At 34.5% G+C, this 15,354-nt stretch carries 13 protein-coding genes; all 13 read right to left on the reverse strand.

Annotated elements, in window-relative coordinates:
• Positions 1–800, reverse strand: an 800-nt coding sequence (locus CVD18_RS17850) for a recombinase family protein (protein WP_158250494.1), incomplete at its 3' end; no start/stop codon positions are given.
• Between the two features lie 6 nt (positions 801–806).
• Positions 807–1,004, reverse strand: a complete 198-nt coding sequence (locus tag CVD18_RS17855) for a hypothetical protein (protein WP_103866805.1) — start codon at positions 1,002–1,004, stop codon at positions 807–809.
• Positions 1,005–1,458: 454 nt separating this feature from the next.
• Positions 1,459–2,037 carry a hypothetical protein gene (locus tag CVD18_RS17860; protein WP_103866807.1) on the reverse strand — a complete coding sequence of 193 codons (579 nt, stop codon included), beginning with the start codon at positions 2,035–2,037 and terminating at the stop codon, positions 1,459–1,461.
• Between the two features lie 104 nt (positions 2,038–2,141).
• Positions 2,142–2,909 (reverse strand): hypothetical protein, encoded by a 768-nt coding sequence (locus CVD18_RS17865; RefSeq protein WP_103866809.1) that lies wholly within the window; start codon positions 2,907–2,909, stop codon positions 2,142–2,144.
• A gap of 36 nt (positions 2,910–2,945) precedes the next feature.
• Positions 2,946–4,139 carry a DUF3137 domain-containing protein gene (locus CVD18_RS17870; RefSeq protein WP_103866811.1) on the reverse strand — a complete coding sequence of 398 codons (1,194 nt, stop codon included), beginning with the start codon at positions 4,137–4,139 and terminating at the stop codon, positions 2,946–2,948.
• A 3-nt stretch (positions 4,140–4,142) separates the two neighbouring features.
• The gene (locus CVD18_RS17875; RefSeq protein ID WP_103866813.1) at positions 4,143–4,655 is read right to left on the reverse strand and encodes a LemA family protein; all 513 of its coding nucleotides are present in this window, start codon (positions 4,653–4,655) and stop codon (positions 4,143–4,145) included.
• A gap of 132 nt (positions 4,656–4,787) precedes the next feature.
• Positions 4,788–5,906, reverse strand: a complete 1,119-nt coding sequence (locus tag CVD18_RS17880; RefSeq protein WP_103866815.1) for a hypothetical protein — start codon at positions 5,904–5,906, stop codon at positions 4,788–4,790.
• A 3-nt stretch (positions 5,907–5,909) separates the two neighbouring features.
• Entirely contained in the window at positions 5,910–7,028 is a 1,119-nt protein-coding gene (locus CVD18_RS17885) for a hypothetical protein (RefSeq protein WP_103866817.1), read from the reverse strand.
• Positions 7,025–9,970, reverse strand: a complete 2,946-nt coding sequence (locus tag CVD18_RS17890; RefSeq protein ID WP_103866819.1) for a hypothetical protein — start codon at positions 9,968–9,970, stop codon at positions 7,025–7,027. Before CVD18_RS17890 ends, CVD18_RS17885 begins: the two co-directional genes overlap by 4 nt.
• Positions 9,971–10,021: 51 nt before the next feature.
• Positions 10,022–10,693: a hypothetical protein gene (locus CVD18_RS17895; protein WP_103866820.1), complete on the reverse strand. Its 672-nt coding sequence runs from the start codon at positions 10,691–10,693 to the stop codon at positions 10,022–10,024.
• Entirely contained in the window at positions 10,690–12,894 is a 2,205-nt protein-coding gene (locus CVD18_RS17900; protein ID WP_103866825.1) for a DUF4280 domain-containing protein, read from the reverse strand. Before CVD18_RS17900 ends, CVD18_RS17895 begins: the two co-directional genes overlap by 4 nt.
• Before the next feature lie 19 nt (positions 12,895–12,913).
• The gene (locus tag CVD18_RS17905) at positions 12,914–13,819 is read right to left on the reverse strand and encodes a hypothetical protein (RefSeq protein WP_103866821.1); all 906 of its coding nucleotides are present in this window, start codon (positions 13,817–13,819) and stop codon (positions 12,914–12,916) included.
• A gap of 23 nt (positions 13,820–13,842) precedes the next feature.
• Positions 13,843–15,354 (reverse strand): type VI secretion system Vgr family protein (locus CVD18_RS22725; protein WP_103866823.1); only part of this gene is annotated, 1,512 nt, incomplete at its 5' end.

Here is a 15,354-nt window from a genome sequence, read left to right on the forward strand (position 1 = left end):
AAAGGTTCATGTTTACCTATAATGGGTTCTTCCAATAAGTTGTGAACAATAACACCACAATAAAAGGGATTTCTGAAATAATCACTTAATTTTTTGGCTCTTATTTTTACTCCCTTTCTTTCTATTCTTTCGGCAATCTCTCGATAGGTCATGTTTTTATGAAGCTTCCATTGAAAAGCTAGTTTAAGTAGTTTGCCTTTTTCATTAATAACAATATCAGGTGTTTTTCCTTTTCCTGGATTAAGGTTTGTATAACCAAAAGGAACAGTGTTGATCCAGTACCCTTTTAGAAGTTTCGTTCTCATTCCGTTAGTAATGTTGGTACTTCGGTTCACGTTCTCAAGATGACTCATTAAATGAAAAACCCCTTCTCCTAAAACACTACTTGCAGCATTATTAAAATCAACATGTTGAGTTGCTGATAAAGTTAAAACTCCCTGCTCTTTTAATTGATTACTGATATTTGCACCACTAGCTCCTGATCTGGAGAATCGATCATATGCATACACTATTATATAGGAGATGTCATGATTTCTCCTAACGTATTTTAGCATTTTTTGGAATTCTATGCGATCATCTTTTTTTGCAGATTCGTAAGTTCCGCCAAAATACTGTACTACTTCAAGCTGATTCCTTTTTGCATATTCATCGCAAAATACTTTTTGAGTTTCTAAACTGGCATTGTTAACGGCTTGCTCCTTAGTTGATACCCGAGTGTAAATAACAGCTTTATTGGTGCGATTAACTTTTGGTTTATTTGATTTTTTTCCAAATTTTTGAAATACTCTTAAGTTCTCCATATTCTTTTATTTTTCCTTTGCTATATGGTTAAACAATATTTTTCCTAATTCTTCCATCTGAAGAATGTTTCTTTCTGCTTCTTTGTCAGATACATTTTCAAAACCTTCAAACGTTTTAAGACGTTCAATGGTCATTTTTTTGATGTTTCGGATTTTTTTTAGTTGCTGTTCTTTCGAATCAACACGATCTTTATTCACTAACATAAGCGTTAATGGTTTTAGGTCGTGAAATCCGATTGTAGCGTCGGTCAGAACACGTATGTAAGTTAGTATATTACTTGAATACCTCCAATTGTAGTGTCGGTCAGTAAACAAATATCTTAAAAATAGTCAACCACAAAGGTTAACAAATAAGAAGTATAATTACAATATAGTATTATGAGTAATTAGTTCTTGTTGAACAAACATACATAATTTCTTTAATAACCTCCCGAAAATATCAAAAAAACGATTAAAATATCAAATAAAAATGTTTAATCGTTTTCACAAGACTGTATACTAAAACAAAGGGTAGGAATTGTCTTTGTTGTACGGTTTGAATTTTTCAACTCAAATGTGTTTACTAGACTAATTTATAGTTTATTAGCGAGTTTTACAAATATTGAAGCAAGGAAAGATTTAGTGGTAAAGAAATATTATTTTTATAGAACTTTTGTTACTAATAACAATGTATTGTCCAGGAACTATTTTCAAAATCAACTTCGTGTAGTTTGATTTGAATATTGAATTTTGTTTTTCCTTTGTAGTCTATTTCCTCTGATTTCATCAAATGACCGCATTCTGTCATAAAATCATGCTTAGAGAGTTTGGATAACTGTTTCTGCTTATAAAAAGTGATAGCATACCCATAGGTTAACAGTTTGTCATTTTTTCCCCATACAGAATAGCAATAATCAGTGCCTTGAGGTTCTTGATACAAAAGAATGGTATAATCTACTAGAAACGGAGTCTGGCCTTTTTTGTATCCAGGAGGGTAGCATGTTCTTATCTTAAAATTGTGATTACACACAATCTTTTGGTTAGGATCAAGAATTAACACAGAAGCAGTTTCCATATTCATTTGTGATGCTCGTTCTCCTATATTAATCAAGCAAGATTCTTTGCCTCCTAATATCTTTCTTGTAATCCCTTTGGTAGTAAAATCTATATGTGTGTATAAATGTCTTGGGAGGATACTACACCTAAACTCTGGATTGAGGATAGGTTGTATGATATTTTTAATTGAGTTTGTGTTCATGTTATACTAATTTTTAAAAGGCCATGATTACTTGAGGATATTAGTAGTTGTAAAAACATCATAAATACTTTTAATTTTGATACCCCTTTTGTTAAAACCTATCATTACCAAATTAAATAGATGAATAACATTAGAATAGAAAAGATGATTCCAAAACTAATTTTAATAGGTAGCTGAACAATATGAGTAGATATCGATAAGACAGTACTTAATCCATTAGAAGCTCCCATAACAGCTTTTGTATAAAATTCTATAATTTGCGATGGAGTCATTTCTCCTGTTTGTACAGTAGTGTCTTCAGTTGATTTAAAACGAAGTTTATTCGAGATTGAAATTAATATTCTCTTTATAATACTATTGATCAATCGTCCAATTAGGGGAATCTTTTTTGAAATAACATCAGTTAATACAGGAATTGTAATAATATGTGTAATTCCTTTCATTAACAGTTGTAATGTATCTTTTGGATTTTCTTTCAAATTGTTTGTACTCAATTTACTTATATCAACTACACAAGATTTTAAAATATCAAGAGTATATTGTATGATGGCATTTATATCAGATTTTAGTTTAAAAGTTAAGAACCACAATCCAGCCAACACCCCTGTAATCAAAAATAAAACCAATCCGATGATAGCGTACAGTATGTATTCTATATGTACTAAATCAATGATGAAATAGCCTATAATATATATTACAAAAGAAATAAGAACGGGTCGCATTGTCCAATTCAATATATATTTGGGGAATAATAATAAATCCATAATGTTTTCTACCACCTCTGGATTCCTATACTTTTTTAAATCGATACCCAATTCGTTCTGAATTTTTATATCTAAAGAATCAACATCTTCCTGAGTTTTGATTTTCATTTTTTTTGTTATAATGATTTATTTGTGTGAATAAACTTATGCTTTTGTCCAGATACGATTGCTGATATTGAGTGTCGTGATTAAGTCCCTTATGGCATTTAAATCGTTTTGAATATCCTCTATAGTATTTACACTAATACTGTTTTTATCAATGGTGACATTTTCAAAAAAATCTTTGTTCATAGGTGCGATCAAGTATAACTTTCCATCTTTTAAGGTCATAGATAAATGTTTACCCAATCTAGTGCTTAACTTATCTATAGCTTCTACAATTGTTGGACTTAAAACATAGTATGCCATCTGTGTGTTTGTTGCTCTTATAGTATATTTTTTATTTACCGATGCATTTTCTACACGAATCTTATTCATTGTTTTTGAAACATTAAACATTTTTGGGATACCAAACTTTTTCTTGGTACGAATATTTATAATCCCTTCAAAATCTTTATGAAAATCAGCATACATAAAGAAACCTCTAAAATTGGTTTTTGTACCATACAAAAATGCTTTTTGATTTACTTTGGTGCGATCTGTTTTTTGTTCTACTCTCTTTTGTTTTGATTCTCCTAGAGTATCAAAAAAAGATTCATCATCACCGATCCCTAAAGAGGGTAAATCAATATCAGATCTAAAAAGAAGGCTAATAGAAATAGTAAACATGATGATAATTATAGCCCACCCACTTATTGTTACTCCTTTCGTTTTATAATAGAGTTCACAAAACTCAAAGTCTACATTCTCTATTTTTCCTGAAAAGTAATCATCGCCAAAAAACCAACGTTCTTTTAAGGAGGTAAGAAAAGAAGGGGGGAAAAAACCAGACTCCAATATATGATCTTCGTGTACGATACCGTCAAACTGATACTTCAAATCTCCATAGGTTGAAGCAATCATTTGTGGAAGAATATCCATTTTGAAATCCTGTCTTAAAACACTAGTGTTTTTAAATTTAGTGGTGTCTTTGAAGTATGAGCGAAAAATAAGAATGGCAAAAATCCACCCACCAATACTACCCTTAAAACTACTTTTTGCAATAAGAAAAATTACATCTGTATCATATTGAATAATCCACACAATAATTCCTATAAAAAAGCATACAATGGCTATTATAAATGCTAATACTGAAGCTAATACTAAAAGGGATGAGCCTATAAGACGTAATTTTGAAGGAGGTTTAATTGTACTAGCTTGTTTTTTTACTGCTTCAAAATGTTCTGAAATTTGATTCATAAACTACAAATAGGTGTTTAAATCTATATTTTTCCTTTCTTGTTCATTAGTAATAATTGACATGTATTCTTCTTTTTTAAAGCCAAATATACCTGCAACTATATTACTTGGAAATACAGAAATTGAATCATTATAGGTTAGTACAGCACTGTTATATGCTCTTTGGGATGCAGAGATTTGCGCTGCAAATTCATTAATACTACGTTGTAAAAGAATAACAGATTCATTTGATTTAAGTTCAGGGTAGTTTTCTACACTTACCATAATTGTACTTAATAATTCTGATAATTGTTGTTCTAAACCTAATCCTTCTTCTCTAGTACTGGATGCCTGATATTGACTTCGAAGTCTTGCTATATCAGAATGTACATCTTTTTCATGAGTTAGATATTTCTTTACTGTAGTTGCAATATTGGGTAATGCTTCAAATCTTTTTTTGAGTTGTACATCAATATTTTGTATTGTATAACGAATTTGATTTTTGTTTTTGACAATTTTATTATATGTCCAAATCATATTTATAAATTTTGTATGCTATCTTAATTTTAAATTCTATGTAATGATAAACCTCTTTTTACCACATCCTTTTTATACCGTAATCAAACCCCAAACAAGTGTACTATAAAATCTTGTACGCTTTTCATACCATTACATATTTCGAAATACTAGTTTTTTTCTATTATAGGCTTTTTTGGGGCAGTAGAGGTAATTGTTGAAAAAATTCCCTCTACCCGTACCGTTTTTTTCATAGTATAACCATGCCATACTTTTGTGTAATAATTGAGGATCTTCTGGGTTTTTATGACGTAAATAACCCCCCCTCCCAGAGGCACATTGTAATACTTTATACCCACTATCAAAAGGATATACCTCTCGGGTTGGGTTGGTAAACAACTCTATATCTTCATCCCATACTTCCTGTATTTCCTTTTTAGTGTTATAATAGGTTTGTGCTTGTATCAACATACCTGTATAATTCAGTTTTGCTATTGCATCAGCATTCCCTTGTTTAAATTGTTGTAAAAAATTGTTATAATAGGTTACTGCTTGTTGTTCTACATAGTCTTGATCTAGTTTGGTTAAATCTATAGCGGTGTCCCACCCATTTTTGATATGGTAGGGCACAGTAGCTTCAAACGAAAAAGTATATTCATAAAAAGGTAATCCTGAGCCAGTAAATACCTCACCCGCTTCATCTTTGGTAGGGCTTTGATGAGTTGTTATAATTTCTTCATCATCCATGCCCTGATTGCCTTTATGATCTGCCTGTATTATAGTAATCTGCACTGCACTGGCATCACCCAGTGTAGTGACGGTATCACCATAGTCATATTCTTCTTTGATCAAATCACCCACAGGATGCATACGTACTGTGATGGTTTGTGTACCGCTTTTTAAGATATTATCATTGATTTCTAGTGGGGTTGCCAGATTGCTCAAGGTATAATTTTTATACGTAGGGATATCATTTACCAATACCTCTATCAAACAATTAGCTTTACCTATACGCAGATAATAGATAGGCTCTACCTCATAACGTTGTACTTGATTTGCAATTATTTCTACTATATTATCTGCGGTAATACTATCAACAGGAACTTTTAATAAATCGATTTCTGCTTGAGCCGTGGTATTCATGATTTTAGATTTTTGTGCTTCAACTTTATTGGGTACAACTTTCTCTTTGTGTTGCCCACAAGCGATAAGGCTGTATAGGCACAACCAAACCCCTAACCATTGTATTATATATTGTTGTATAGCACTCATAAACTACATCATCTGAAATTCTAATTTCTTTTTACGATACATTTTTTTTGGGCAGTAGAGATATATATTATAATATTCTACCCATCCATTATCATCACCTTGATTATCTTTATAGAATACCCATGCCATACTTTTATGTAATAATTGAGGATCTTCTGGGGTTTTATAGCGTAAATAAACCCCCCCCCCAGAGGCACATTGTAATATTTGATATCCACTATCAAATAAATCTAATTCTCGTGTAGTATTACTTAATAGTTTTAATTCATCTTCCCAGATTTCTTGTATTTCTGCTTGGGTTTTATAAAACGTTTGTGCTTGGTTTAGCATATTGTAATAATTTAATCGAGCAAAGGTATCTGTATTGCCTAGTTTAATTTGTTGTAAAAAATTATTGTAATATGTTACGGCTTGTTGTTCTACATAGTCTTGATCAAGTTTGGTTAAGTCTATAGCGGTGTCCCATCCATTTTTGATATGGTAGGGCACGGCAGCTTCAAACGAAAAAGTATATTCATAAAAAGGTAATCCTGAGCCAGTAAATACCTCACCCGCTTCATCTTTGGTTGGGCTTTGATGAGTTGTTATAATTTCTTCATCATCAATGCCCTGATTGCCTTTATGATCAGCTTGTACTACAGTAATCTGTACAGCACTGGCATCCCCAAGTGTAGTGACGGTATCACCATAGTCATATTCTTCTTTGATCAAATCCCCCACAGGATACATACGTACTGTGATAGTTTGCGTACCGCTTTTTAAGATTTTATGATTGATTTCTAGTGGGGTTGCTAGATTACTTAGAGTATAATTTTTATGAGTAGGTACATCATTTACCAATACCTCTATCAAACAATTGGCTTTACCGATACGCAGATAATAGATAGGTTCTACCTCATAGCGTTGTACTTGATTTGCAATTACTTCTACGATATTATCTGCGGTAATACTATCAACAGGAACTTTTAATAAATCGATTTCTGCTTGAGCCGTGGTATTCATGGTTTTAGATTTTTGTGCTTCAACTTTATTAGATACAGCTTTTTCTTTGTGTTGCCCACAAGCGATAAGGCTGTATAGGCATACTATTGCTAGTGTTTTTGGGATCATATTCCTGGTCATATTATTTTAAGCGTGTTTTTTCTACTGTATTTTAGAGCATCGGTGATCCCTTGTTGGGTAAACAGGTATTCTTTCTTGCCCCCAAGGGTATAGGGTTTCATCAATATAAATTCTACCATAGGTGGTTCTTTCTCTATCTTTGGGCTAGCTACTTTGGGTTGGCTTCCTGGCTTTTTATTACCTCGTTCTTTTTCTTTTTCTAATTTTCCTACTTTCAACCTATAGCTCCCTGAGATACCTGAGAAATGTGTAAACTCTTGCATATAGGGGCCTTTGTGGGTGTCACAGCCGTATTTGATTTCAAAAGCGATTCCTCCTTTTAGCATGGCTTTACCAGCAACGGTGGTTTGTGCTACTTCGGTTTTAAATTCTTCTTCGGTAACCCCAAGCCACTCGGGTACATAAGGAGCAATCCAATTGGTCATAAACATCAAATCATGGTTGATGGCAAGATAGGCATAAGCGTTGATACTTTTTTTACGACTATAGGCTACTTCGTTTGTTTTATTCCCCTTACTATCTACACTATCTCTGCTATAACTGGTATAGGTGCCATCAGGCAGATGGTTTTGCATAGTGAGCTGTGGGACATTGGGATCATCTAGATTAATGTCTACTTCAAACTTGGCACTATAGACTCCTTCTACCGAGAAATAGAAGTTAAATTCCAGCCCCATTTCTTTAACAATAGTATCAACTTTGCTTTTGATATTATCTTCTGCTTTATTGAGTATGCCTATCACACTACCTGGTGTAATAAAGGCTTGGTTTTTTGAGCCTTTATGTAGGGCAGCACGTGTAGCGACTACAGTTTTTAATTTACTAGCCCCTTGCTTGCGTTGTAACTCAAATACACGTTTGGCTAGTTTTGCATTTTTTGAGTATCGTTTTAGTTTTAATACTTTACCTACCATACTTGTTGCCAATCGGGCTATATCAAATCCTACTCCTATGGGGGAGTTATCTACCAAAAGCCCACCTATAGTATTTTCTGATCTAAAAATTAACCCAAAAATAGGGGTTGCCGTGCATTTGATCTCATAATGATATCCCGAGCTACCATCGGGGTGAGCACGATATCCTTTGCCTAGAGATAATGAGATGACTGGCCATGCGATATGAAATGCGCCATGCTCATTTTTGCGCTCTACCCATTGAAACGTATCTAGGTATTTTCTTATTTTGGCAGCTTGTCGTGCCATTTTTGAGCTAATATTAAATCCTAATCTTGCTGCCGCAGAAGATCCCCCAGAAAAAATAAGTATCAAAATTTCTATAGAAATTATAAGTGCTACTGGAGACGATATTAATAGATTGGTAATCTCTGGGTATCGCTGGGTATAACTAGCTATTTGTCGGGTGTTTTCATTTTCTTCGTTATAATAGGTATGTAGCCCCATCCCAAAACATGCTCCTATTTTTTGTACATAATCAACAACCAAGCTCATGATAAACTTTTTTGTTACTTTTAATGGTCCTGCACTGGGTAGATTTGTTAATATAAAATGACTCCCTATATTTTCTATGATATTCCTATGCTTTTCTATTAATTTATTAAGCCCAATGTGTAGCTTGATATCTTCGATTTCTCTAAAATACATTTCTTTGCGATCCATGACTTCTAGCTGATCAGGTTTTTTTTCGAGTTGATCAGAACTAAGTGCGCATCTAAAATGGAAAGCCCACGCTATATCTGGATTAATAGCTACATTTATATTCTTGGTATATCTACAGGTTTCTACAGGGATCACAAGTTGTTCTGTTTCTGGAGGAATAAAATATTCTAACAGAAAATTGAGATAGTTATTTTGAGGGATTAGCCCCTGATCATCTATATACTTGTAAGGAAAATAAGGGATAAAGGATAGTGTATTACCCTCATAGGTATCTATGTATTTTGTGGGTATTTCTTCGGTATTAATAATGCGCGGTGTGTGTGCTTGTTCGCCTCGTTCTACAGCAGAACATTTGGTTTGGGGGGTATGTCCTGCTACCTCGATAACCAAAGGCTTTTTGTGCGCTCCTACTTGTACTGTAATATTTGGTTGGCGGTGTGGGGTATCGGTGGGTTGATCACTTTCTTCAAAAATAGTTACTTGAGGTTGATCGGCAAAGGTATAGGCAATAGATTGATATTTGCAGGGTTCGTAGCGTTGGGTATAGTATTGTTCTCTAGTACCAACCACTACAGGCATAATGCCAGTATCAGGCATTTTAGGGCCACTGCCTATTTGCATGCCATCTACAGTAAGTAAATTACCTTGTTGTTTGCCATTATAAATAGTTTTGATACCATCATGCCCTAGATAGGTAACTACAAAATATACTTGTTTGACAACACTAAAAAAGATTCGGTGACGGGTGTGCCACTCTTTTTTGAGGTGTATCTGGTGCAGGCTACGATCTTTATGTGCTGTAAGTGAGTCAATATGTTGATCATTTTCTGTAAGATATACATCTATGGTAAGGGGGATAGCATAAATACCTTCTCCATCAAGGTCAATACCCACTATGGTATTGAATTTTGTTTCTGTACAGTTTTGTAATGTTTCTAGGTCTACCCAATCGGTTTTTGTAATTTTGGGAGTAGCAACTAGTTCTAGGCGCACAGTATCCATAACCCCTTGAAAAGGGTGTGTGGCTTGAATCTCTATATACGAGGGAGAATCATGCGCACCTGCCTGATCTTTATAAAGGTGTATCTCTGCCTTACGCCCTCCTGTATAATCGTCCTGATCTACGCGAATGTAGTTTTCAAAAATAACCCATTCGATTTCTTCAAAAAATGTAGAATCGATAGCAGTATTGTCGTCTTCTATGATCTCAAACTGTATGGCAGTACGCTCCATCGTATCAAAGTCTAACCGAAGTGTATTATCGGCCATTACTTGATCATTGTAGGTGGTTTTGATCTTTACATTATATTGTTGTACTGTGCTCATTATAAATTTATTTTTTTGAAGGTGCTATTCTCCTTAATTATAAACACCTCATTACTGTACTTTAAAAGTACCTTCTGTAATTACAAATATTTTCCCTCCAACAAAATTTTTCCCTCTTCTGGCTTTTAGATTGGGTGCATATCGTAGTCTAAAATCAGTTTTATGAGTAATAGCTAACCATTTTCTTTTAAAGCCTATTTCTTTGGCGTAATACCACCCGTTAAGGTATATTGAATCATTGCGTACAAATCCAATATCATTCTCATACCATTTTCGATAAGCTGTTTTTTTCCATCGCTTTATGGTTAATTTGTTATTTTCTAATTTATAAAAGCCCAATAAATCCAGAGTAATAGGATCTGTTACTGTAATCATTCCATCTTTTGGGAAACTCAGGTTTTCTCCTACAATGTCTGAACCACCAATATATACCCGCCCATTATCATCATAGACCTCAAATAGATAATCATCATCATCTTTATCTTTATGGATGTAGACTTGGTTAACTTTAAAATATGGGTGGTTTAATAATTTTTCTTTCTTTTTTTCTTTCTTATATTCAATATAATCATCCATATAATCCATGCCCTTTACCGTTTTAGGGTCTATTCCTCTGGAAACTATATATTTATTAAAAGCAATATCATATTCTTTTCGTTCTTTGTGAGTACGACAAGCGATACAAATAGAAAATACTACTAAAACAAAAATTATTTTCTTCATTCTTTTTTGTTTTTTTCTTGTTGTTTAAATTTTTTCTCTAAAGTAAAGAATTCCTCTAGGTTTTTACTTTTATTTAATACATCTGCATTCATATAAGTCTGTAACCGTTCTAAATCGATTGTATTATCTCTATTTTTATAAACCACAAACAAATGATGAAAGGTGGGGTTTGGTGTTAACTGTATACTTATCGTATGGTTTTGCATTTCTTTGTCATATTCATCAATAGCTTCTTCATATTTTGTTTTAGCATCTTCATATTCTTGTCTAACTTTATACTTTTCAGGTATAGGCTCTTCAGGAGGTTTTGGTACTTCAGGAAATGGGATAGCATCGTGCATCATGTTGGACGGCCAAAAAGTACCATACCCAAATTTGGTTTGGGTGTTACTATTACCCATTGCATCGGTAGTGGTAAAGGTTTCTTGCCCACGATTGAGCAATAGGGCAAATAATTGTTGATAATCATAGTTTTGTCCTGCTATGTTTTTATCCAGATTATAGGGCATCTCATTATTAGATTTACCATAGTACAGGTCAAAAGCATAGCTCATATGTATTTGATGTTTTAGTTTGGCTTGCAATTGCACTCCTGCGGACCAATATTGATCTGAATCCATGCCATAAAACAAAAAAGGTTCATGAATATCATTGTAGGATGAGATCATAAAATTACCCACTTTGGCAGCAGCACCTCCTAGTAATTGATGCCTATTGTTACGATCATGTTTGTTGTATTTATCTTTTATACGGTTTTCATTTTTGTCATACGATTTGCTAACACTACCAGAACTTAGCACCCCTGTCGCTCCCCAAGTAAAGGCATACTCATAAGGTACATTGACCCCTGATCCTGTAAAACTATTAAATAGATTAAGGTTGAGTGCATTTCCTGTTTTGTATCCTAGGGTTATAGCTGGGGTAATACTGGCATTGATCAAATGAGGGCTTAGATAAGAAGTCCCTGGTGCGCCATTACCATAATAGGTTAATGCAGCATTCACACTAGGCATAAGATGTGCATCGCCCATACGAGCTACCTGATAGGAGATTCCTGCATACACACTGGTAGTAAACCCACCTTGTAGACTATAACTAAATTTTAACCCTAATGTTGGTGGCCATCCTTTGGGTTGGGTTTTGGGATTCTCAAAAGTAGGTATTTCTTTTACAGATTGCCCTGGACCACTTTTTACCCATTTTGATGAGGCTGGTGCATCATCTTTTGGAATATCAAGCACCAAATCACCACTATAATCGGGCGATGTTACTTGCCCTAAGACGATAGTAGTATCATGCACCCCATCAAAGCGAAATACATCATACTCATAAACGGCTACTTCTTCTTTGATCGCGAGTTGATCTTTTACTTTGGTATCAATATGTGTGCTATAAGCTTCTGTGAGAGCTTGTATTAATTTTATTTTTTTATCAGTATCATTCTCTATAGCAACCAGATTTTTTTCCCATACTTTAATTTGCTCATCGCTGGTATCATAATATGCCAATTGATTTGAAACAGGGTTTTTGGTCACTACTATTGTGGGGTTTGTAATGCCCCCATTGGCTACCTTTTGGTACAATTGATATACTACACTATTACTATCACCCTCAAAACCTTTGATAATATCATTGGCAACATTCTTAAAATGATCGTGTACATAGGTGCTTTCTAAGGTATATTCACTCTCTTCATCTTCTTCTGTACCAAAATCTGATGTACTAAACTGTATTGCCTTTTTTTGCGTTGTATCTGTAGGTATAGGATTGATTTGTTGTGCGATGGCTTTTTCTTGTCGGGTTTCCTCAAAAGCGGTGGCTGATGGTGCTGCTACTTGTCCATGAAAATCAATTGCAACACAAGGTGATCCCGAAATAGCGCAGACGGCTTTGCTACCTTCTAGTAATGGGTAACCTGCATTGGCAGAGAGTTGCATTTTATCGGTATAGCCTTGCCATGATTGTATCATGGGTTGACATATCTTGAAACTGCTTCCTGCTGGTTGTAACTTGCATTGCCCAAAGGTTTTTGCCGTAAAGGGTTGCCCTAGCTCCATATTGGTGGCTATGAGTTTTTCGCTTCCTGCATCATCATTGATAAAATTTTTATCCTGTGTGGTTACCTCCAAGGTATCGGTTGCATCTCCAAAAAGGCAACTACATATTGCTCCATGACATACTAAGTGTTCCGTATTACTCATTTCTGTATTCTTTTTTTTGTTACAACCATTGTAATATTTGTTGCATTTTTTGAAATATACTAGGTTGTTCTTCTTTGGTGTCATCTGTCATAGCGGTGATTTCTGCATCTTTTTCGCTAAGGTGGTACAGATGTATTGTTGTTTTTGAATCGCTCTTACCAGCCGTACAATGCTGTATGGCAGTAGCATGTTTCAATACTCCTGTGTCTTTCTCAAAATCATAAGTACTATCCATTGTTACTTTGTCATAAGGAATACTAAGGTGTTGTGCTAAAAAAGAAGGTGCTACAGCTCCTGTAAATATATGTTGTCGGGTATTATAATAACTTAGTGATTTTTCTATAGATAATCTACCATTATATGTTGCTGATCCTAGAGTATGATCTATTGGCATTACCAAACTTGTAACAGGATCTATAGCGGTATATATCGTTTGAAAATAGATCGCCCAAAACCAATCAGATTTCAAATAGCGCAGTAGCTTCTTTTTGGTGTCAATACCTTGTGCTAAGCTATCAAGGTATTGCGTAATTTGTACTCCTGTAGACTCTTGCAGTATAGCTTGTTTAAATTGAGAGAATCGCTTTTGTACTTGTGTATATGATATATCTGTGATTGTATGTATACTCCCGTTGGGGGCTACCATAACCGTAATAGGATAGAGCACTTGTGTGCTAAACATAAGATCATATGCGGTTTTAAACAGCCGTGGTTTTTTATGATTTACTTGTAAGGCTGATTTTTGAAGAGTTACTTCCCATAAATAGCTGTTTTCATTTTTATGACAAGTAGTCTGCATCATAAATTGAATAGTATCTGTATTGTTTTGTTGCTCCATAGTGATCTGTACACCATACATTCGAGTATGTGTACGATCATCATCCTTATTCTGCTCATAATATCCTCCAAAGGTTAGTGGCTCCATAATAGGTAGTAAAGACTTATGATTTAGGTTAAAATGTTTTTTTCACTACTATTACTTACTACCTGTTTGGCACTAGAGAGTTCCATGTTTTCTTGGGTACTATTCATCGTTATTCTTTCTGCACTTTTTTCTAATTCTCTTGATTGTAACGTGGCTGTTTCTTCTATTAGAACAGTACTGTTTCTTGCTGTTACCATTTGGTCTTTGCCAATGTTTTCACTCTTGTTTTCTCCTACTGAAACATCTAAATTTTCTTGAACGTTGATTTGCATGTTTTTAGCATTCAGCGTCATATTCTCTAATGCAGAGATTTCTATGTTGTTGTTGGCTGTGTCTATACGAATGATATTATTGTTCTTATCTGTTATCGTAATCATCTCTGCTCCATTACTATCATCTAGTGTAATAGTATGCTGACTCTTTGTTCTAATTGCTTTTATATCATTATTCTGCGATTGCCAAGGTGACGGATTTTGACTACCATTATACAAAGCACCTAATACAAAGGGGCGTTCTGCATTACCGCCTTCAAATCCTACCATTACTTCTTCATTGATCTCTGGGATAAAATGAAACCCTTTGTCTGAGCCTGCATGTGGGGTCATCATACGTACCCAAGGAGTACGCTCTCCTAATGGCTTCTGCCAAGCAAATTGTACTTTGATTCTTCCTAATCCATCTGGGTCGGAATTCTCTACTACAGTAGCGGTTTGTGTTTCACTTTTTGGGAATCTGTAGATATCCATCTTGGGGTAAGCATCAAAATTGGCATCTACTGCCTCAAACTCATTTTTGTATACACCGCCTTCTACATTGGTATGTACTATTTTGGTAACTCTATAACTACCATGACCATTAATCCTAATGATTTGCCCCAAACAAACTCCTGGATTATCACTACCGCCTTTTGCTATAATTTGCTGTATGGCTCTACTTTTTGTATAGGCTTCTACCTGAGCATCTAATCTAGGCTTCATCGTAGCATCTGTATACAAAGGATTGTATATGCGTGTTTGCTTATTGTATAGCTCTCTAGATTTGCTATCTGCAAAGCCATGATAGCCTTCTGATGGTATGCTCACTTCGCTACTATTTTTCTGATGTTGTTCATTTGCGATGTAATCATTGGTAAAATAAGAAGCATTATTTGGCATAGGCTCCATATTGATACTGAACTTTTTGAGATCAATACCATAAGACAATGCTATTTCTTCTGTAGAGGGTCTACCAAAGATCAATTGCTTACCATCATAGTAAAACCACTCATTATAATAGGCAGATAATCTACTTGCATAGGCAAAATCACTCTCATTATGTTGTACACTATAATGAATAGTACTGGTGTTGGTAGGCGCAAAGTTTGTTTCTAATTTACCCAGATCATACCCTTGAAAAGTGTCTTGCAAGATATCTGATAAGCCTACCTCGCTATATGAAGCATAATGAGGGAAGTTATCTGCCAGTATACTGGCACTTTTTGCTTTTATACAGATCAAATCTCCTTGTGATTCTTCAAACCCTTTTACGGTTTTTGT

The sequence above is a fragment of the Aquimarina sp. I32.4 genome (assembly GCF_002924285.1).
GTDB lineage: Bacteria > Bacteroidota > Bacteroidia > Flavobacteriales > Flavobacteriaceae > Aquimarina.

What these genes read in the sequence shown, in the direction of transcription:
- CVD18_RS17860 (WP_103866807.1), bottom strand. Translation starts at nt 2,037, where the DNA reads ATGAACACAAACTCAATTAAAAATATCATACAACCTATCCTCAATCCA.
- CVD18_RS17880 (WP_103866815.1), bottom strand. Translation starts at nt 5,906, where the DNA reads ATGAGTGCTATACAACAATATATAATACAATGGTTAGGGGTTTGGTTG.
- CVD18_RS17875 (WP_103866813.1), bottom strand. Translation starts at nt 4,655, where the DNA reads ATGATTTGGACATATAATAAAATTGTCAAAAACAAAAATCAAATTCGT.
- CVD18_RS17900 (WP_103866825.1), bottom strand. Translation starts at nt 12,894, where the DNA reads ATGAGTAATACGGAACACTTAGTATGTCATGGAGCAATATGTAGTTGC.
- CVD18_RS17905 (WP_103866821.1), bottom strand. Translation starts at nt 13,819, where the DNA reads ATGGAGCCACTAACCTTTGGAGGATATTATGAGCAGAATAAGGATGAT.
- CVD18_RS17855 (WP_103866805.1), bottom strand. Translation starts at nt 1,004, where the DNA reads ATGTTAGTGAATAAAGATCGTGTTGATTCGAAAGAACAGCAACTAAAA.
- CVD18_RS17885 (WP_103866817.1), bottom strand. Translation starts at nt 7,028, where the DNA reads ATGACCAGGAATATGATCCCAAAAACACTAGCAATAGTATGCCTATAC.
- CVD18_RS17865 (WP_103866809.1), bottom strand. Translation starts at nt 2,909, where the DNA reads ATGAAAATCAAAACTCAGGAAGATGTTGATTCTTTAGATATAAAAATT.
- CVD18_RS17870 (WP_103866811.1), bottom strand. Translation starts at nt 4,139, where the DNA reads ATGAATCAAATTTCAGAACATTTTGAAGCAGTAAAAAAACAAGCTAGT.
- CVD18_RS17890 (WP_103866819.1), bottom strand. Translation starts at nt 9,970, where the DNA reads ATGAGCACAGTACAACAATATAATGTAAAGATCAAAACCACCTACAAT.
- CVD18_RS17895 (WP_103866820.1), bottom strand. Translation starts at nt 10,693, where the DNA reads ATGAAGAAAATAATTTTTGTTTTAGTAGTATTTTCTATTTGTATCGCT.